Below are 20348 nucleotides of genomic sequence, written 5' to 3' on the forward strand. Positions count from 1 at the left end.
GGTATCGCGATCGATTCGAGCCTCGTTCTCGAACCACGCGAAGGAGCCCCCATGCCGATCGCCATCTCCGAAGAACATCTCGAGCTCGCGCGCGTCGCGCGCACGTTCCTCGCCGACAACGGCGCGCGCGCCGCGAATCGCGCGCAGCTGGAAGCGAAGCAGGAATCGCTGCCGCCGTTCTGGAAGCCCCTCGCGGAGCTCGGCTGGACCGGGCTCCACCTCTCGGAGAGCTACGGCGGCAGCGGCTTCGGCCTGCAAGAGCTCGCGGTCGTGCTCGAGGAGATGGGATACGCCGTCGCGCCCGGGCCGTTCCTGCCGACCGTGTGGGCCGCAGCCGTGATTGACGCGTGCGGCAGCGACGCGCTGAAGCGCGCGGTGCTGCCCGGCCTCGCGTCGGGCGAGGAGATCGGCGCCGTCGGCCTCGATGGCGCGCTCGCGCGCGGTGCGAACGCGGCGACGGGCGCGAGCGGCGCGCTCGCTCCCTTCGAGCGCGATGCGAAGGCGCCCGCGCTCGACGACGCGCTGCGTGGCGACGCGGGGCTGGTGTTGGGGGCGGGCCTCGCGAAGTGGCTCGTGCTGGCGGTGGGCGACGATCTCGTCGTGGTGGATCGCGACCAAGAAGGCGTCGCGATTCGTCCGCGCCTCTCGCTCGATCCGAGCCGGCGCGTTGCGGAAGTCGTGTGCTCGGGCGTCGCGGTGGACGACTCGCGCGTGATGCGCGGCGCGCGCGCCACCGCACTGCGGCTCGGGCGCACGCTCGCGGCGGCGGAGGCGTCGGGCGCGGCGCACGCATGCAGCGAGATGGCCGCGGAGTACGCGAAGGTGCGCGTCCAGTTCGGGCGCACCATCGGCACGTTCCAAGCGGTGAAGCACCACTGCACGAACATCCGCGTCGACGCCGAGTGCGCGACGGCCGCCGCGTGGGACGCCGCGCGCGCGGAGCTCGAAAACTCACAGGCCGAGATGGCGAGCGCCGTCGCCGCGGCCGTCGCGCTGCCCGCGCTCGCGCGCGCGTGCCAGCTCAACATTCAGGTGCACGGCGGCATCGGGTACACGTGGGAGCAGGACGCGCATCTCTACGTGCGCCGCTCCGGCGCGCTCAGCGCGATCTTCAAGCCCGACCAAGCGCAAGCAGACGTGACGCGACTCGCCGCCGCGGGCGTGAAGCGCGCCTACTCGATCGACCTGCCGCCAGAGGCCGAGGTGTTCCGCGCCGAGGTGCGCGAGTTCGTGGCGAAGTACAAGGCGCTGCCGGAGGCGGAGAAGCGCAAGACCGTGGCGCGCAGCGGCTACCTCGTGCCGCACTGGCCGAAACCCTACGGCCGCAACTCCAGCGCGATCGAGCAGCTCGTGATCGACCAGGAGTTCGCGAAGGGCGGGCGCGAGGCGCAGCGGCCCGAGCTCGGCATCAGCGGCTGGAACACCCTGACAATCCTCCAGCACGGGAACGCGGAACAAGTCGCGCGCTGGGTGTGGCCCTCGCTCGAAGGCGAGCTCGAGTTCTGTCAGCTGTTCAGCGAGCCGAATGCGGGCTCCGACGCCGCGGGCGTGCAGACGCGCGCAGTCAAAGTGGACGGCGGCTGGCGCGTCACGGGCCAAAAGGTCTGGACGAGCGGCGCACATCTCTGCAACCGCGGCTTCGCGACCGTGCGCACCGACACCAACGCGGCGAAGCATCAGGGCATCACCATGATGGTGATCGACATGCACGCGCCGGGGATGACGGTGCGCCCGCTGAAGCAGATCACCGGCCACTCCCACTTCAACGAGGTGTTCTTCGACAACGTGTTCGTGCCGGACAGCGACGTGGTCGGCCCCGTCAACCAAGGCTGGACCGTGGCGCGCGCGACGCTCGGCAACGAGCGCGTCTCGATCGGCGGCGGCGTGCGCGGCAGCGGCCCCGGCGGCCCGTCGCCGCTCTCGCTGTGGCAGAAGCACGCGCCGAACGACACCGGCGTGCAGCGCGAAGTGGGCACGTTGATCGCCGCGCAAGCCGTCGCGCGCCTGCTCAACCTGCGCTCCGCAGCGCGCGCCGTCGCCGGGGGCGAGCGCGGCGCCGAAGGCAACATCACGAAGCTATTGGGCTCGGAGACCGCGCAACAAGTCGCCGCGCTCTGCACGCGCCTCGTCGGCGAGCAAGGCGCCGCGTTCGACGGCGAAGGCGGCATGGCCGCGATGCTGCTGCTCGCCTCGCGCGGCGGCTCGATCGCCGGCGGCACCTCGGAGATCGTGAGGAATCAGATCGCGGAGCGGATCTTGGGGCTGCCGCGGGATCCGTTGTTGAAGTGAGTGGCGACGAGCGGGGATCCTTGGTGAGCGCGGAAGGGATCGAACCTTCGACCTAGGGATTAAGAGTCCCTTGCTCTACCAGCTGAGCTACGCGCCCGAAAAAGGCGACGCACAGTAAGGGGCTCGCTCGGGGCGAGCAAGGGCCGCGCGGCCGTCGGAGACGCACTGGACCGACGCCGCCGCGCCGTTACGTCGCCCGCCGCCCCGTGCACCTCACCCCCGCTGCCAGATCAGCGCGCAGCTCAGTGTGCTTCGCCGCACCTCGCGCCGTCGATCACGGCAGCGTGTACGCGATCACGTGGTCGCCGAGCGGCGAGTCGACGCCGATGTGGCCGCCAGGTGCGACGACGAGGAACTGCTTCGCGTTCGCGCGCAGCTTGTACGTGATTGGGCCGGCGTGGAGGCCTGCGGGCAAGTCGAAGGTCGCGATGCGCTCGCCGCTGGCCGCGTCGTGCACGCGCAGCAGCGGCTGCTTCGTGCCGCCGTGGAAGACGAGGCCGCTCGCAGTCGCGAGCGCGGGGCCGAAGCTCGCGCGCGCGGCGTCGACTGCGCCGACGGCGGTGGGCGCGCGCCACGCGATGTCGCCGCGCGCGAGGTCGACCGCGACGACTTCGCTCCACGGGGGCTTGTTGCACGGCACGCCGTCGTTCAGCAGCAGCGTGCGGCCGTTGATCTGGCTCAGCTGGTAGCGCTCGCCGACGCCGCGGCCGGTCAGCAGCCACCACGCGTTGCGCAGCGTCACGCCCCGCAGCGGCTTCACGTCGGCGCCTCCGCCCGTCGCGCGCTCTGCCACTTCGTCGAGGCGAATCACGTGCACGAGGTTGTTCACGGGCACGAACAAGCGCTGGCGCACGGGATCCCACGTCGCGCCCGACCAGTTCGCGCCGCCGGCGGTGAAGGGGTAGAGGATCGAGCCGCGCGTACTCGGGGGCGTGAAGAGGCCGTCGTTGCGCAGCTCCGCGAGGCGCTCGCGGCACGCCTTCGCGTGCGCCGGCGTGGGCGCGTACACGTCGCTCGACCGTAACGACTGCGGCACGAGCGCCGGCGGCGCGCTCGGAATCGGCTGCGTCTTCGACGCGCGCTCACCCGGGAGATCGCTCGCGGGCGCGGGGCGCTCGTGCACGGGAAAGAGCGGCGCACCCGTTTCGCGATCGAGCACGAACACGAACCCGTGCTTCGTGGCCTGCGCGACGGCGTCGATGCGCTTGCCCTCCCGCTCGATCGTCACCAGCACGGGCGGCGCAGCGAGGTCGTAGTCCCAGAGGTCGTGGTGCACGGTCTGGAAGTGCCAGCGGCGCGCACCGGTCGCGGCGTCGAGCGCGACCACCGAGTCGCTGTAGAGGTTGTCGCCGAGGCGGTCGCCGCCGTAGAAGTCGGGGCTCGGCGTGCTCACGGGCAGGAACACGAGGCCGCGCGCGAGGTCGGCGGTGATCGTGGACCACACGTTCACCGCACCTGTTAGGCGCGTGCCGTTCTCCCAGGTCTCGCGGCCGGGCTCGCCCGCGCGCGGGACGGTGTGGAACGTCCAGCGCACGGCGCCGGTGCGCGTGTCGAACGCGCGCACGTGCCCCGGAGGCGCGTCGGGCCGCAGCGTGTCGGCGATCGAGCTGCCGACCACAATGAGATCCCCAACGACCGTGCCCGGCGAGGTGACGTTGTACTCCCACTCGTCGTACACGGGCGCAACCCCGTCGAGCAGGTTGACCTCGCCGCGCCTTCCGAAGTCCGCGCACGGCTTCCCGGTCGCGGCGTCGAGCGCGATCAAGCGCGCGTCGAGCGTCGCCACGAACACGCGCGCTGCGCACTCGCCGCTCGCGCGCGCGTCGCGCCAGTAGGCGACGCCGCGGTTGATCCACATGTTCGCGTAGGCGCGCCCGCGCTCGAGCTCGGGATCGAACGTCCACAGCTCGCGGCCGGTCTCGGGATCGAGCGCGATCACGCGGTTGCGCGGCGTCGTGAAGAACATCCGCCCGTCGACCACGATCGGAGTCGACTCGAACGCGCTGCCGCGATTCACGCGCAGCGGAAACGCGCCCTCGAAGAAGTCGCCATGCCGGTAGCTCCATGCCACGCGCAGCTCGCCCACGTTGTCGCGCGTGATGTCCGCGAGCGGCGAGTAGCGCCCGCCGCCCGGCGCGCCCTCCGTGTAGGGCCAGTCGGCTATAGGCGGTGGCTCCGCGACGGCATCGCCACGGAGCAGCGCGAAGGTGATTAGGGTCGCGACGAGCAGCCGGTGCTTCACGGCAGGTCTCCATGCAGGGCGCGGCTGACGAACAGGGCGACGCCGTCCTCGATCAGCGCCTCGTCGGCGAAGCGCGGATCCGGAATCGGGTCCCAGTGGCGGTGGATCGCCCACTGCGCGGCGATCTCGAGCGTGATGCGCGCGCTGATCGTGGGGTCTGCGATCGGCGCGAGCTGCTTCGCGGCGACGCGCGCACGGATGTAGCGCTCGAGCAGCGCCATGATGCCGCCGCGCCCGCCGGTGGAGTAGAGCGCGGCGAGCTCGGGGAAGTCGGGCGAGCAGCGATCGAGCAGCTTGATCCCGATGCGGTGCGCGGCGAGCAGGCGGAACAGCTCGCGCACGATGGTGTCGATCTCCACCCGCGTGTCGCGCGCGCGCTTCTTCGCGAGTGCGGCTGCGAGCGCGGGCAGTTGCACCTCGCGCGCGAGGCGAGCCCGCACCTTGCGCAGCGTCGCGCCTGCGCGTGGCGTCGGGACCGGCAGCTCGCGCGGCAGCGGAATCGCGGCGCTGCGATCGGCGTGAAGCAGCGCCTGCTCGAACAGCGCCTCCTTGCTCTCGAAGTAGAGGTAGAGCGTGCCCTTGGCGACGCCGAGCTCGTCCGCGATGTCGGCCATCTGCGTGCGGCGATAGCCCTGGCGCAAGAACACGCGGGTCGCTGCGCGAATCGCAGCGTCGAAGCGATCGGTCGGAATCGGTCGCGGCATGGAGCGACCCTAAACTGACCGACTCGGTCAGTCAATCCGAAATCCCGGCGCCCCACCCTCCCCCGCCCGGGGTCTCGAGCCGCAGCCGATCGCCGGGCGAGAGCTGCAGCGTGGCCCGGCCGGGCAGCCGCTCTCGCGTGCCGTCTCTGCGCACGAGCCAGTTCGCGCCGCGCGCGCCGGGCGAGCCGCCTGCGGCGCCCCACGGTGCGATCACACGGCGCTCCGTGATGAGCGACGCCGTCACCGCCGCCGTGAACTCGAGCTCGCGCACGAGGCCTTCGCCGCCGCGCCAGCGCCCGGCTCCGCCCGAGCCGCGGCGCAGCGAGAACTCGTGCACGCGCACCGGCGTGCGCGACTCGAGCACCTCCGGGTCGGTGATGCGCGTGTTGCTCATGTGCACGTGCACACCGGAGCCGCCCGGCGCGCCGGGCGTCGCGCCCGAGCCGCCGCCGAGCGTTTCGTAGTAGCCGAACGAGGCATCGCCGAACGCGAGGTTGTTCATCGTGCCCTGGCTCGCGGCGGCGACGCCCATCGCGCCGAGGATCACGTCGACGACGCGCTGCGAGGTCTCGACGTTGCCCGCCACGACCGCGGCGTCGCGCGGCGGATCGAGCAGCGACCCGCGCGGAATCCGCAGCTCGAGCGGCGCGAGGCAGCCGCCGTTCAGCGGGATGCGCTCGGCGACGAGGCAGCCCAGCGCGTAGATCGCCGCAGCCTCCGCCACGGCGCGCGGCGCGTTCAGGTTGCCCGCGACCGCGGGCGACGTGCCAGAAAAGTCGAGTACGCCGCGCCCTGCTGCGAGCGTGAGGCGCGCGCAGATGCGCGTCCCGTCGTCGAGCACGTCGGCGAACTCGCGCGCGCCGTCGCCGAGCTTCGCGAGCTCGCGCGAGACTTTGCGTGCGGCGGCGTCCTGCAGCGCGCGCATCAGCTCGGCGAGCAGCTCGGCGCCCTCCTCCGCCACGTACTCCGCTAGAAGCCGCGCACCGGCGCGATTCGCCGCCGCCATCGCTTCGAGGTCGGCGACGTTGTCGTCGGGACTTCGCGCGGGATACCGCGCGCGTGTGAGCAGCGCGCGCAGGCCCGCTTCGTCGAAGGCGCCCTCGCTGGCGAGGGGAAACATGCGCAGCACGACGCCCTCTTCTTCGAGCGTGCGCGAGTCCGCCGGCATCGAACCCGGCGACATGCCGCCGATGTCGGCCTGATGACCGCGGCTCGCGACGAAGAAGCGCAGCGCGCCGCCCACGAACACAGGCGTCACGACCGTCACGTCGGGTAGATGCGAGCCGCCCTCGGCCGGATCGTTCGTCGCGATCGCATCGCCTTCGCGCAGCGCGGGGAAGCGCGCGAGCACGGCGCGCACCGTCGCGCCCATCGCGCCGAGATGCACGGGGATGTGCGGCGCGTTCGCGACGAGGCCGCCGCTCGCGTCGAACACCGCGCACGAGTAGTCGAGGCGCTCCTTGATGTTCACCGACACCGCGGTGTTGCGGAGCACGAGGCCCATCTGCTCGGCGATCGACATGAAGCGTGAGCCTGCGACTTCCAGGCGAACGGGGTCGTTCGCATCGCGCGCCTCGCCCTGCGCGCGCGCTGCGCCCGCGAGATCGCGCACCACGAGCGTGCCGTTCGCGAGCGCCTCGGCGCGAAAGCCCGGATCGAGCACGAGCGTGCTCGCGTCGTCGACGATCAGTGCCGGGCCTTCGACGCGCTCACCTGCCGCGAGTGACGCGCGATCCCGCACGAGCGCCCGCGCGCGGCCCGCGCCGGGGAACCAGCACTCGCTCAGCTCCGTCCGCGGCTCCGTGTGCGCGGTTGTACCGGAGGCGGCGCCTGCTGCGACGACCTCGAGCACGCGCACGCGGGCCGTCGTGATCTCGATCGCGCGCGCCCGCGCGTAGCCAAAGCGCGCGCGGTGCTCGCGCTCGAACGCGTCGCGCCACGATTCGCCGCTCTCGGCGCGCACCGTCAGCGCGGTCTCCGCACCGCGGTAGCGCAAGTCGAGCATTCGCTCCGCGCTGGAGCGCTGCACGCGTTCGGCCGCGAGCGCCGCTTCGCCTTCGCGCGAGAGCGCGTCCAGCAGTGCGAGCACGCTCGCGGGCGCGGCATCGCCGGCGAGCAGCACGCGGCCCGCGTCGCGCTGGCCGTCCCAGCTGCGCGGCGCCGCGCCGATGCCGTGCGCACTCAGCAGGCCCGCGAGCGGATGCACGAGGAGCGTGCGCATCCCGAGCCGGCGCGCGACGGCGCAGGCGTGCTGACCCGCGGCGCCGCCGAACGCGACGAGCGCGAGCTCGCGCGGGTCGACACCTCGCGCGATCGAGACCTGCGCGATCGCCTGCGCCATGTTCGCGTTCGCGATCTCGACGAAGCCGGCAGCGATCTCGTCGAGCGTGCGCGAGAAGCCCGCGGCGGCGAGCTCGCGTTGCAGCGAGAGCAACGCGCGCTCGACGGGCTCACGCTGCAACGGAAACGGGAAGCGCTCCGCGGGGAGACGCCCGAGCCAGAAGTTCGCGTCGCTGATCGTGAGCTCGCGCGCACTCGCGCGGCCATAACAAAGCGGCCCCGGGTCGGCGCCCGCGCTCTCCGGGCCAACGGTGAGCTGCACGCCGTCGAAGCGGCACAGCGAGCCGCCGCCCGCCGCGATCGTGTGTACGCGCAGCATCGGCGCCTTCACGCGCATCCCGGCGACGACCGTCTCGTAGGCGCGATCGGGCTCGCCGTTCACGATCAGCGACACGTCGGTCGAGGTGCCGCCCATGTCGAAGCCGATCGCGCTCGCGAAGCCCGCCTCGCGCGCGGCGCGCGCGGCGCCGAGCGCACCGCCCGCCGGCCCTGACAGCAGCGCATTGGGTCCGCGAAAGCGCGCCGCGTCGGTGAGTCCGCCGGAGGACTGCATGAAGCGCAGCTGTGCGCCGGGGAGCTCCTGCGCGAGCGACGCGAGATGACGACGCAGCAGGGGAGTCAGGTACGCGTCCGCCGCAGCGGTCTCACCCCGCGCGAGCATTCCCTGCTCGCGCGCGATCTCGCTGGAGGCGACGACGTGCGCAAAGCCCGCCTCGCGCGCGAGCGCGGCGACGCGCTCCTCCCAGCTCGGCTCGACGCTCGCGTGCAGGCCGACGACCGCGACCGACTCGAGCCCAGCCGCGCGCGCGACGCGAAACGCTTCGCGCGCTTCCGCCTCGTCGAGCCCTTCGAGCTCGCGGCCACGAAAGTCGATGCGTCCTGGCAGCTCGATCACGCGCGCGGGCAGGGGCGGCGGCTTCACCACCGAGAGCGCGAACAGCTCGGGCCGCTCCTGCGTGCCGATCGCGAGCAGATCGCCGAGCCCGCGCGTCGTCGCGAGCAGCACGTGCGCGCCGCGGCGCTCGAGCAGCGCGTTGGTGGCAACCGTCGTGCCGAGCCGCAGCTCGCACGGCGGCAGCGCGTCGCCGGCGCGCCACGCCCCGGCGTCACGCAGCAGTGCGTGAATGGCCTCCACGGGCGCGCGCTCGTGCGAGAGCACTTTGCGCGTGTGAAGCGCGCCGTCGGGAGCGAGCGCGATGCAGTCCGTGAACGTGCCACCGCGGTCGATGAAGAACTGCCATGCAAGCGAAGCGCGCGGCGAGCCGGAGTCTTCGGAGGCGAGCGAAGATCGAACGGTGGCCTCGCTGAGCGCGCGAGAACGTGCGTCACGCGTTCGCGCGCCCCCGTTCACGCGCGCGCCTTCGCTCCGTACAGAACGTCCCGCAGATCGAGCGCGAGGCGCGTGCCGTCCAGTAACAAGTGGCGCGGGTTGAGGCCGGGCGCGCGCACGCTCACGGCGATCCGCGTCGAGTCGACGTCGCTCGGCGTCGCAAAACCGAAGATGCCTCCCGCGTCGGTCGTGCCATGCGCGATCACGCGCGGCGCCGCGCCCGCGCGGTGCGCTTCCACGAGCACCTCGGCGCCCGCGAGCGCGGGCTGCTCGCCGCTCGCGTCTGCGTCGTTGTCGGCGACGAGCACGCGCGCGGTGCGCCCATCGGGCGCGCGCTCCACGCGGACCGCGAGATCGCGCAGCCAGATCATCGGCTCCGCCACGACGCCGGAGAGGCCTGCGTCGATCACGTGCCAGCTCGGATTCGCGCGCAGCGAGACATCCTGCGGCGCCATGCCGTGGTCGGCGGTGACGACGAAGAGCGTCTCGTCGAACAGGCCGAGCTGATCCAGCAGTGCGAGCACGCGACCGATGCGCTTGTCGCTCTCGGCGAGTGCGTCGCGTAGACCGTCGGCGTGTGGGCCGTAGTCGTGGCCAGCGCCGTCCGTGAGCACGAGCTCGTGGTAGACGAAGTCCGGCGGCGGCAGATCCTCGCGCGTGAACAGCTCGATCACCTGCGCGACGCCGCGCGTGTCGACCACCGCTTCGTCGGCGACGCCCTTGAACTCACGCGCCCAGCGCGGGTGCTGGTCGACCGAGAGCTGCGCGGTGAGCTCCTTCACGCGCCCGCGGTCGCAGAGGTTGCGGCCCTCGAGCACGGCGTGTTTCGCGCTGCGACCGAACGGCGCGTAAATCGCGGCCGTCATGCACTGCGATCCGCGCACGCGATGAAACGCCTCGTACAAGCTCTCGATCGCGCCCGCTGCATAGCCTTCGGTGCCCGCCTGCTTGCCTTGCGGCGACACCGTCTCGCGCGAGGCGCGCAAGTAATAAGTCGGGTTCACCACGTCGTGATGCCCGCACCAGGCGCCGCTGCCGATCGCGGTGTGGCTGGGCCACGTGATCGAGGGGAAGTTAACGATCGAGCCGCCGCGCAGCACGCCCGCGCGCTCGCGTAGGCGCCGCAGATTCGGCAGGGCCTCGGGGTCGCGGGCGAGGCGATCCTCCAGCTCGGTCTGGTGCAAGCCATCGAGCAGGAAGACGTAGAGGCGCCGCGGTTTGTCGGGGGCGTCCGCGTCGAGCAGCTCGCGCAGCACGCGCCCGTCTTGGCGCGCGAGATACACGTCGGGCGCGACGCCGCGCTCGCTCGCCGTTCGCGCCGTGGCGTCGCAGCCGTCGATGCGCGGAAAACCGAGCGCGGCGAGGCAGGTCGGCGCGATGTCGACCGCGCGCGCGGCGAGCGCGTGCACGCCGCGCCTAACACCTTTGCCCGAGAGCCACAGCGGCGCGCGCGCCTGACGCACGTGCAGCGCCCCGTGCGTGCCGGGCTGCGTGCCCTGGCACCAGTCGCGCGGCGAGACGGCGAGATCGGGCGCGTTCGGCGAGTCGAACAGCTGGGCCACGCGCTCGTATGCGAACGGGTAGCTCTGCTGCGCCGGTGCGATGAAGCGGCGCGCGGCGTCCTCCGCATCGAACCCACTCGCTGCCGCAGCGCGCTTTTCCTCGTCGAGCGTCGCGAGCGCGAGTGGGTCCTGATTCGCGACGGGGTTCTCCCCAACGACTTCGAGCACCTCGAAGCCGAGCGCGCCGCCGTCGCGAATCACGCGCTGGAACCGCACGAGCCCGCGCGCCGACCAAATCTCGTACGCGCCCGGCGCGCCGTTCTCTCCGGCGCGACACGTGAGCACGAGATCCACCTGCGCGCCGATCTTCGGGTCCGCGAGCAGCGCGTGAATCGCGCGGTTGCCCGACTCCTCCTGCTCGGGATCGAGCCCCTGCCCCGCCAGCCGCTCCGGTCCGTGAATGCGCATGCGCCGCAGCGTATCGCGCACACCGCGACTCCCCGGAGGGGGGACGTTCCGCAAGAAAGTAAAGAAAAGGGCCTGGTTTCTTTACTTGCTTGCGGAACGTCCCCGAAGCCTCACTGGACGGGCCGATTCGTCCGCGTCGCCGCGCGCCCTACATCACGTAGTTCAGCCCGAGCCGCCCGCCGTCGGGGTAGATCGTCGTGCCCGTGAGGTACGACGCGTCGTCGCTCGCGAGGAACACCGCGATGCGCGCGATCTCCTCGGGCTCGCCGAGGCGCCCGAGCGGCGTGCGCGAGAGGATGCGAGCGCGCGCGGCGTCGTCCGTGAGCACGACGTCGCGCAGCATCTCGGTGGCGATCGAGCCGGGCCCGATGCCCATCACGCGAATGCCGCTGCGCGCGAGGCCGAGCGCCATCGTCTTGGTGAGCTGATTGATCGCGCCCTTGCTCACCGTGTACGGGACTTGGTTCTCGATCGCGAGCACGGCGTTCACGCTGGACATGTTCACGATCACGCCGCGCGCGCCGTTCTCGCGCGCGGGCTGCGCGAGCATCTGCCGCGCCGCCGCTTGCCCGCACAAGAGCGCGCCCTTCAGGTTGACGCGCAGCACGCGATCGAAGTCCTCCTCGCGCAAGTCGAGGAAGCTCGCGGCGTGCACGATGCCCGCGTTGTTCACGAGCACGTCGAGGCGCCCATGATGACTCGCCGCGCTCGCGACGAGCGCATCCGCATCGGCTTTCTCGCCGACGTCGGCGTGGACGAAGCGCGCCTCGCCGCCGGCGCCGCGAATCTCGGCTGCGACCGCTTCGCCGCGCGCATCGTTCACGTCCGACACGACGACGCGTGCGCCCTCACGCGCGAATTCGCGCGCACACGCGGCGCCGATTCCCTGCGCGGCGCCCGTCACGATCGCGACGCGATCTCGCAGCTTCATCCCTTCCTCCGAATGCGCGCACGAACGCGGGCGAACACGTCGCGCGTGGGCTCGTCGCCGAGCGCGTGAAGCAGCGGCAGTGCGAGTGCGGCGTAGACGACGCCGCCGACTGCCAGCTCGAGGAGCGCGCGCGGCGTCGTGCCGAGGCCGCTGCGCGTGCCCGCGATGTCGGCCACGAGCCACGCGAGCGCCGCGGTCGGGAGCGAAGCCGCGATCGCGCGCACGAGCGTGCCGAGCAGCGGAAGCAGGCGCGGCGCGCCGTGCAGGCGACGCGCGACGACGAGCGTCGCGACGGCGTTCGCCGTGATCGCGAGGGCTCCCGCGAGCGCGAGGCCTGCGGCGCCCTGCTCGCGCCCGAGCCACGCGTAGAGCGGAAACGCCACCACGACGAATGCGGTCCCGAGCAGCATCGGCCGCCACATGTCCGCGCGCGCGTAGAACGGACGAACCGCCACGGTCTGCACCACCCACGCCGGCACGCCGAGGCAGAACAGCTGCAGCGCCGTCGCCACCGGCGCGGCGTCGCCGAGCGCGAACTCGCCGCGCACGTAGACCGCGCGCACCAGCGCGTCCGACAGCGCCGCCGTGCCGACGCCCAACAACACGGCGATCGCGGTCGAGGCTTGGAGCGTGCGCAGCACGAGCCGGTCGAGCTCGTCCTTGCGCCCGTCCTCGAGCAGCTTCGAGAAGGTCGGGAGCGCCGCGGTCGCAACGGCTTGGCCCACGAGGCCGACGGGCAGCTGCATCAAGCGCCGCGCGAACGCGAGTGTCGCGATCGAGCCGACCGCGAGCAGGCCGCCGAAGTAGCGGTCGTACCACTCGTCGACCGTGATCAATGTGACGCCGAGCATGAGCGGCAGTGCCACCACGAGGTAGCGGCGGAACTCGGGATCGAGCGGCGCGAAGCGGAAGCCGAGCGCGATGCGGCCGCGCGCTTCGTAGAGCGCGGTGCCGAGCGAGCCGGCTGCCGCGCCGAACAGCGCGCCCCACGCGAAGCCCTCGATGCCGAGCTCGCGGGCGCCGACCGCGCCGCACGCGATGATGCCGAGGTTGTAGACGATGGGCGCCGCGGCCTGGGAGCCGAAGCGCCCCTCCGCCATCAGCGCGCCGCGCACGATGCCGCCCGCGATGAAGAAGATCTGCGCCGGCAGCACGATGCGCGTGAGCCGCACCGTGAGCGCCTGCGCCTCGGGCTCGAAGCGCGGGAACTGCAGCGCCACGAACGCGTCGGCGAACGTCCATAACAACACGCTCGCCGCGAGCGCGAGCGCCGTCATCGTGCCGAGCACGGTCGCGAGAAAGCGCTGCGCCGCCGCATCGCCCTGCTCGGACTTCGCGCGCGAGTAGAGCGGGATGAACGCGATCGAGAGCGCGCCGCCGGCGAGGAAGTAGAAGAGCAAGTCCGGGATCTGGAACGCGGCGTTGTAGGCGTCCGTCGCGCGGCCGCGGCCCACGAGCGCCGCGATCACCGACTCGCGCACGAAGCCGAGCACGCGCGAGAGCAGTTGGCTCGCGACGAGCAGCAGCGCTGCGAAGCCGACGCGGCGGGCGGTGGTTTCGGTCACGCCGGATTCAGCTCGCGCCACACGCGCCCGTCGAAGCTCTCCATCACGACGTAGTCGCCTTCGCGGCCCTTCAGGAACGGGTAGTCGAGGGGCACCTTTCCGTACGGCGTGTCGAGCACGTACTGCGGAATCGCGAAGCCGCTCGTGCGCCCGCGCAGCGCGCGGAACAGCTCGACGCCGCGTTCGATCGGCACGCGGAAGTGGCCCGTGCCTTCGAGCAGCTGCGCCTGATACACGTAGTAGGGCCGCACGCGCATGCGCACGAGGCCCTCGCAGAGCGCCTTCATCGTCGCGATGTCGTCGTTCACGCCGGCGAGCAGCACGCTCTGGTTGCCGACGGGGATGCCCGCACGCGTCAGCAGATCGCACGCGCGCGCGGCCTCGGGCGTCAGCTCCTTCGGGTGGTTGAAGTGCGTGTTCACCCAGATCGGGTGGTAGCGCTGGAGCATCTCGCACAGCTCCGGCGTGACGCGCATCGGAAGCGTGACCGGGAAGCGCGTGCCGAGCCGCACGATCTCGACGTGCGGGATCGCGCGCAGCTCGCGGATCAGCCACTCGAGGCGCTCATCGCTGAACACGAGCGGGTCGCCGCCCGTCAGCAGCACGTCGCGAATCGCCGGAGTCGCGCGAATCCAGTCGAGCGCGACCTGCAGCTCGGCGCGCTTCATCGTCCACTCTTCGTCGCCCACCATGCGCTTGCGCAGGCAGTAGCGGCAGTAGAGCGCGCACTCGTTGTTCACGCAAAACGCGATGCGGTCCTCGTACACGCGCACGACGTTCTTGACCGGCGAGTGCGCCACTTCGTCCAGGGGATCCGCGAGGCCGTGCGGATCGCCGAGCTCCGCGAGCCGCGGCACGACCTGCTTGCGCACGGGGCACTCGGGATCCGCGGGATCCATCAGCGAGGCGTAGTAGGGCGTGATCACGAAGCGGAAGCGCTCGGACAGCGCTGCGATCGCGCGCGCCTCGTCGTCCGTGGGCGTGACGAATCGCGCGAGCTCCGCCGCGCCGCGAATGCGGTGCTGCATCTGCCACGTCCAGCTCGCCCAGTGCGGCGAGCCGATGTCTTCGCGCGAAGCGGTGGTCTTGTTGACTTCGCTCGCCTGCGGCTCGCTGCGCGCGCCGCCGTGCGGCGCTTGCCGTTTCTCGGTTCGATCGTTCAAGCGAGCCTCAGTCGTTTCAGGCCACCCGCGAGAACTTCAGCGAGCAGGTCCGCGAGCGAGCGGCCCATCAGCTCGGCCAAGATGCCGAACGAGCCATCCGGGGCAAACGTCGGCAGCGTGTTGAGCTCGAGGAAGTAGGGGCGGCCCGCGGCATCCAGCTTGAAGTCCGCGCGCGCGAAGTCGCGGCAACGCAGCGCCGCGAAGGCGCGCTGCGCCTGCTCCGCGAGCGCAGCCTCGAGCGCGGGTGTGAGCGCGCCGGGCGTCACGTGCGCGAGCGGCGCCGCCGCGCCCCGCTCCACCGCGTGCACGCCAATACCCGTTCTGGCCTCGAGCGCGCGCTGCAGCACGGGCAACACGCGCGGCGGATCTTTCCCGATCAGCGTCACGGTGTACTCCGCCCCCGGCAGAAACGGCTCGATCAGCGCGGGCTGCTCATAGGAGTGGGTGACGCGCTCCACCGCCTCCGCGAGCTCGCGCTCGTTCTCGACACGCGAGCGCAGCGAGATCCCCTTCGCCGTGCCCTCCCAGCGAGGTTTCACGAAGAGCGGAAATCGCCCCGGCAACGAAGCCGCAGACAACTCGGCGGACGAACCCACGCTGAGGTGCCCCGCCGTAACAACTCCCGCCGCGCGCACGACGTCGAGCGTCCACGCCTTGTCGAGCGAGAGCGACAGCGTGAGCGCATCGGACCCGAGCGCGGGCACACCCGCGAGCTCGAGCAACACCGGCGCCCAAGCCTCGCGATTCCGCGATCCAAACCCCTCCGCGATGTTCCACACCGCATCGAGCTTCGGCAGCGAGCCCGCGCCGATCGCCGCCAGCAGCGCGCGCGGACTCCCCACGCGCAAAGGCTCATGCCCCGCGAACCGAATCGCCGCCTCCAGCGCCTCGACCGTCGCCTCGGGCTCGTACTCCACATCCGCATCCGGCGGCCCACCCGGCGGCGCCGTCCCCAACAAGTCGTAAGCAATCCCAATGCGAAGCCGCGCGCCCATAAGAACGAGCGACCCTAGCAGCGTGCCCCCACCGAACTCCGAACCTCTGAGCCTGTGAGCAACAAGACGGCTCGAATGGCGAACTCCCCCAACTCCGCCTGACCACGCGAAAGCGCGCGGGAGGCGCGCCTCAACGGCGCGCCGATCCGCGCCCTCCCCCAGTTAGTGGGCGTGAGCAGCGCACACCTCGAGCAGCCGGCGCGGGCCGCAGCGGGGGTCGCGGAGCGAGTGCCCAGGCGCGAGGCGCGCGCACACTCCGTTGCATCGCGAAACACCGCAATACGCGCACGCCTACGCCTGACGCGCCCGCGCGGCCGAGCGAAGCCGAGCCCCCGCGGAGGCCCGCGCCGGCTGCGAAGCCACGAGTGAGCGGGCCACGCACAAGCACAAGCGCGAGTCATCGACGCGCGCCCCACACAACCGCGAGTCGACAACCCCCGCCGTAGTAGTGTGCGCCCCCATGTCCGCACTCGACACGATCGAACGCCTCGGCAACAAGCTCCCCGACCCCGCGACGCTCTTTCTGGTCGGCGCTCTCGGCGTGATCGCGCTCTCCGAGATCGCCGTGCGCCTCGACTGGAGCGTCGAGAAGCGCGGCACGCGCGAAGTGCGCGAGCAGGTGTTAGGCGCGGACGGCGCCCCGCTGATCGACGCCGCAACCCAACAGCCCGTGACGCGCGCCGTGCTCGATCCCGCGACGGGGCAAGTCGCGCGCGAGGCGTTCTCGCAGCCGCTCGCGCCGCGCAGCCTGCTCTCGTCCGAGGGCGCGCACTTCGCGCTCGCGAGCCTCGTCGACAACTTCAAAGCGTTCCCGCCGCTCGCCGTCGTGCTCGTCGGCATGCTCGGCATCGGCCTGGCCGAGCGCGTCGGCTTGATCGGCGTGTTGTTACGGGCCGCGCTCGGCTCTGCCCCGCCGGCGCTGCTCACGCCCGTCGTCGTGTTCCTCGGGGTGAGCTCTTCGCTCGCCACCGACGCCGGCTACGTCGTGCTTCCCCCCGTCGCCGCCGCGCTCTACGCCGCCGCGGGCCGCTCGCCGCTCGCGGGCATCGCGGCCTCGATCGCAGGCGTCGCCGCGGGCTTCAGCGCGAACCTGCTGCCGAGCGGCATCGACACGATCATGATGGGCTTCTCGACCGCCGCCGCGCGGCTCGTGGCGCCGCAGTACGAAGTCACCGCCACCGCGAACCTCTACTTCATGCAGGCCTCGACGATCCTGCTCACCGCAGTCGGCTGGTTCGTCACGGCGCGCTGGGTGGAGCCGCGCCTCGCAGCGCAGGGCGTCGCGGCGCCGGAGGCGAGCGCGAACGCCACGCTGAGTGCGAGCGAGAAGCGCGGACTCGGCGCGGCGAGCGTCGCGTTCGCCGTGCTCGCGGCGCTGCTCGTCGCGGCGGTCGCGATCGAGGGCGCGCCGCTGCACGGCGCCGCAGGGAACAATCCGAAGTGGGTCGCGGCGATCGTGCCGCTGATGTTTGTGATGTTTTTCGTGCCCGGCCTCGCCTACGGATTTCGCGCGGGCACGCTGAAGAACGACCGCGACGCCGCGCGCCTGCTCGGCGAATCGATGGCGGCGATGGGCCCGTACATCGTGCTCGCGTTCTTCGCGGCGCAGTTCATCGAGTACTTCCGCTGGTCCGGCCTCGGCGAGATGCTCGCGATCGCGGGCGGCGCCGTGCTCACGCGCGCCGACCTCCCGGCGCCGCTTTTGCTCGCCTGCTTCATCGTGCTCGTCACCGCCGCAAACCTCTCGATCTCGTCGATGTCCGCGAAGTACGCGTTCTTCGCGCCGGTCTTCGTGCCGATGTTCATGCAGGTCGGCATCAGCCCCGAGCTCACGCAGGCGGCCTATCGCGTGGGCGATTCCATCACGAACTGCATCACGCCGCTGAATCCCTACCTCGTGATTTCGCTCGTGCTGATGCAGCGCTACGCGCCTAAGAGCGGCCTCGGCACGCTCGTCGCGATGATGCTGCCGTACTCACTCGCGTTCCTCGCGACGTGGACGCTGCTGCTCGTGGCGTGGGTCGTGCTCGGGATTCCGCTCGGGCCGGGCGCGCCGCTGTGGTTCGCGCCTGGGCAGTGAATCTGGAGTCGTCGCGATGGACGTGAGGTCGCTCGCGGTCAAGGTCGCGGTCGTTACGGGCGCGGGCAGCGGGATCGGGCGAGAGACGGCGCTCGAGTGCGCGCGCCGCGGCGCCTCGCTCGCGATTTGCGATCTGAACGAAGCGGGCCTCGCCGAGACCGAGCGCCTCGTCGCCGAGCTCGAGAAGCAGACACCCGTGCTGGCGCGGCGCGTCGACGTCGCACGCGCGGAGGAGATGCGCGCCTTCGCGGACGCCGTCTTCGGCGAGCTCGGCGGCGTCGACCTGCTCGTGAACAACGCGGGCGTCGGCCTCGGCGGCGGGTTTCTCGACACCTCGCTCGAAGACTGGAGCTGGATCGTCGAGATCAACCTGCTCGGCGTCGTGAACGGCTGTCACTTCTTCGTGCCGCGCATGGTGGAGCGCGGCGCGGGCGGCCACGTCGTCAACGTCGCTTCCGCGGCGGGCTTCCTGCCTGCGGAGCCGCTCTCGGCGTACTGCGCGACGAAGTACGGCGTGCTCGGTCTCAGCGAGTGCCTGCACATCGAGCTCGCGCGGCGTGGCATCGGCGTGACCGCGATCTGCCCGGGCATCATCAACACGCCGATCACGCGCAGCGCGCGCATGCGCGGCGCGGACGCGACGCCGGAGCTGCGCGAGAAGGTGGTCGCGTCGTATCAGCGCAGGAACTACGGCCCCGAGCGCGTCGCGCGGGCGATCCTGCGCGCGGTGCAGAAGAACCGCGTCGTCGCGCCGGTCGCGCCCGAAGCCTGGCTCGCGTACTGGGCGAAACGCATCGCGCCGTGGGCGGTGCTCGCGCTCTCGCGCTGGCAGGCGCGCACCGGATTCGGGATGCGATGAGCGAGCTGTTGTTACTGCCGCGGCCGCGGCGGCTCGAGCGCCTCGCGGGCGCCGGCCCAGCGCGCGGCGCGGAGCCCGTTTCGCACGAGAACCGCGCGCTCGGCGCTGAAGCATTCACGCTCACGCTGGACTCGCGCGGCATCGCGATCGAGCACGGCGGTGCGGCGGGCGAGCGCTACGCGCGCGCGGCGCTCGCCCAGATCGCGCAGCAAAGCGGCGACGCGCTCCCGGCGCTTCGCATCGAGGACGCGCCCGACTTCGCCGTGCGGGGCTACCTGCTCGACATCTCGCGCGACCGCGTACCCACGCGCGAGACGCTCGCGCGCATCGTCGAGTTGATGGCGCTGCTGCGCCTCAATCACCTCCAGCTCTATACCGAGCACACCTTCGCCTACGCCGCGCACGAGCGCGTCTGGCGCGATGCCTCGCCGATGACGCCCGAGGACACACGCTGGCTGGATGCGCTCTGCCGCACGCACGGCATCGAGCTGTGCGCGAACCAAAACACGTTCGGCCACATGGGGCGCTGGCTCGCGCACCGCGAGTACCGCGCGCGTGCGGAGCGCCCCGACGGCTTCGCCACGCGCTTCGGCATGAAGCTGCCGGCAGGCTGTCTCGCGCCCACGCAAGACAACGCCGACTTCGCGCTCGCGCTCTGCCGCGAGCTGCTCTCTCACCACGCGAGCTCGCGCATCCACGTCAACTGCGACGAGACCTTCGAGCTCGGCCGCGGCGCGAGCGCCGCGGATGCCGCAGCGCGCGGCAAGGCGCGCGTGTACCTGGAGCACTTGTTACGGATCGCGCAGCCCCTGATCGCGGAAGGTCGCGAGGTGCTGTTCTGGGGCGACACGCTGCGCGAGCACCCGGAGCTCGTGCGCGAGCTGCCGCGCGCGGGGCTCACCGCGTGCGTGTGGCACTACGAGCGCCCACTCGAGGCGCTCCCGTTTCCGCCCGCGCTGCTGCCGATCCTCGCCGAGTTCGGCATCGGCGAGCGCGCGCTGCGCGGCTTCGGCGCGCAGTGCGAGGCGTTCGCGGACTCGGGCTTTCCGTTCTGGGTGTGCCCCGGCACCTCGACTTGGAACTCGCTGCTCGGCCGCTGGAGCAACGCGCGCGAGAACCTGCGCGATGCGGCGGAGGTGGGGCGCTCCCGCGGCGCGCGCGGCTTCCTCGTCACCGACTGGGGGGACAACGGGCACCTGCAGCCGCCGAGCGCGAGCTGGCTGCCGCTCGCGTATGGCGCGGCGCTCGCCTGGTGCGCGGACGCGAACCGCGAGCTCGCGATGGCGCCGCTGCTCGACGCGTTCGTGTTTCGCGACGCGAGTCGCACGCTCGGAGCGCTCGCCGTCGACCTCGCCGAGACCTATCAGGGCACGGGCAAGCACGCCCTCAACAGCAGCCCACTCTTCGCGGAGATCGTGCAGGGCGCGCTGCTCGGCAGCTTCGGCGAGATCGACGCGGCGCGCCTCGAAGCCACGATCGCGCAGCTCGGCCGAGCGATCGCGGCGCTCGCGCAAACGCGCAGCGAAGCGGCAGACGGTGCGCAGACAGCGCGCGAGCTTGCCGTCGCGGCGCGTCTCGCCCGCCACGGCGCGTGGCGCCTCGCGCGCGGCGCAAGGCTGCCGTGCCCGAGCGACGCGGAGCTGAGCCGCGATCTTGGCGAGGCGATCGCCGAGCAGCGCAGCGCGTGGCTCGCGCGCAGCCGGCCCGGCGGGCTCGCCGACAGCCTCGCGCGGCTCGAGCGCACGCGGGCCACATACCAACATTGAGTGCCGACCAAATTGGGTCAATCAGCCCTCAAGGGTTGGGCGTAACCTCTCGATAAACGCGCATCGCCTCGGGGGGGGGGGGGGGGGGCGTGGTTCGTTGCCCCATCCCGCACC

At 72.0% G+C, this 20348-nt stretch carries 12 protein-coding genes and 1 tRNA gene; 4 read left to right on the plus strand and 9 right to left on the minus strand.

Annotation, left to right across the window (positions count from 1 at the left end; all coding sequences use genetic code 11):
• Positions 1-51 precede the first annotated feature (51 nt).
• On the plus strand, positions 52-2289 hold the full coding sequence (locus FJ091_17685; GenBank protein ID MBM4385187.1) for an acyl-CoA dehydrogenase: 2238 nt from the start codon (positions 52-54) through the stop codon (positions 2287-2289).
• 21 nt (positions 2290-2310) lie between these two features.
• Here the strand turns inward: FJ091_17685 and FJ091_17690 are convergent.
• The 9 genes from FJ091_17690 to FJ091_17730 all read right to left on the minus strand — a co-directional run bounded on the left by FJ091_17690 (position 2311) and on the right by FJ091_17730 (position 15529).
• Positions 2311-2386 (minus strand) — tRNA-Lys (locus FJ091_17690).
• Positions 2387-2563: 177 nt separating this feature from the next.
• On the minus strand, positions 2564-4531 hold the full coding sequence (locus FJ091_17695) for a pyrroloquinoline quinone-dependent dehydrogenase (protein MBM4385188.1): 1968 nt from the start codon (positions 4529-4531) through the stop codon (positions 2564-2566).
• Complete coding sequence (locus tag FJ091_17700; protein ID MBM4385189.1) at positions 4528-5235, minus strand: TetR/AcrR family transcriptional regulator; 708 nt, start codon at positions 5233-5235, stop codon at positions 4528-4530. The genes FJ091_17695 and FJ091_17700 overlap by 4 nt, the downstream gene beginning before the upstream one ends.
• Before the next feature lie 31 nt (positions 5236-5266).
• Entirely contained in the window at positions 5267-8926 is a 3660-nt protein-coding gene (locus tag FJ091_17705) for a hydantoinase B/oxoprolinase family protein (protein MBM4385190.1), read from the minus strand.
• Positions 8923-10875, minus strand: coding sequence for an alkaline phosphatase family protein (locus FJ091_17710; protein ID MBM4385191.1), 1953 nt, complete (start codon positions 10873-10875; stop codon positions 8923-8925). The genes FJ091_17705 and FJ091_17710 overlap by 4 nt, the downstream gene beginning before the upstream one ends.
• Positions 10876-11023: 148 nt before the next feature.
• Positions 11024-11806 (minus strand): SDR family oxidoreductase, encoded by a 783-nt coding sequence (locus FJ091_17715; protein MBM4385192.1) that lies wholly within the window; start codon positions 11804-11806, stop codon positions 11024-11026.
• On the minus strand, positions 11803-13371 hold the full coding sequence (murJ, locus tag FJ091_17720; GenBank protein ID MBM4385193.1) for a murein biosynthesis integral membrane protein MurJ: 1569 nt from the start codon (positions 13369-13371) through the stop codon (positions 11803-11805). Before murJ ends, FJ091_17715 begins: the two co-directional genes overlap by 4 nt.
• The gene (locus tag FJ091_17725; GenBank protein MBM4385194.1) at positions 13368-14399 is read right to left on the minus strand and encodes a KamA family radical SAM protein; all 1032 of its coding nucleotides are present in this window, start codon (positions 14397-14399) and stop codon (positions 13368-13370) included. Before FJ091_17725 ends, murJ begins: the two co-directional genes overlap by 4 nt.
• A 131-nt stretch (positions 14400-14530) precedes the next feature.
• Positions 14531-15529 (minus strand): D-alanine--D-alanine ligase, encoded by a 999-nt coding sequence (locus tag FJ091_17730; protein MBM4385195.1) that lies wholly within the window; start codon positions 15527-15529, stop codon positions 14531-14533.
• Between the two features lie 460 nt (positions 15530-15989).
• Here FJ091_17730 and FJ091_17735 point away from each other — a divergent pair, with 460 nt between their 5' ends.
• The 3 genes from FJ091_17735 to FJ091_17745 are packed head-to-tail and all read left to right on the plus strand — an operon-like array spanning position 15990 to position 20234.
• On the plus strand, positions 15990-17609 hold the full coding sequence (locus tag FJ091_17735) for an AbgT family transporter (GenBank protein MBM4385196.1): 1620 nt from the start codon (positions 15990-15992) through the stop codon (positions 17607-17609).
• Between the two features lie 16 nt (positions 17610-17625).
• Positions 17626-18468: an SDR family NAD(P)-dependent oxidoreductase gene (locus FJ091_17740; GenBank protein ID MBM4385197.1), complete on the plus strand. Its 843-nt coding sequence runs from the start codon at positions 17626-17628 to the stop codon at positions 18466-18468.
• Positions 18465-20234, plus strand: a complete 1770-nt coding sequence (locus tag FJ091_17745; GenBank protein ID MBM4385198.1) for a family 20 glycosylhydrolase — start codon at positions 18465-18467, stop codon at positions 20232-20234. Before FJ091_17740 ends, FJ091_17745 begins: the two co-directional genes overlap by 4 nt.
• Positions 20235-20348 lie beyond the last annotated feature (114 nt).

It is taken from the genome of Deltaproteobacteria bacterium (assembly GCA_016875395.1).
GTDB lineage: Bacteria > Myxococcota_A > UBA9160 > UBA9160 > UBA6930 > VGRF01.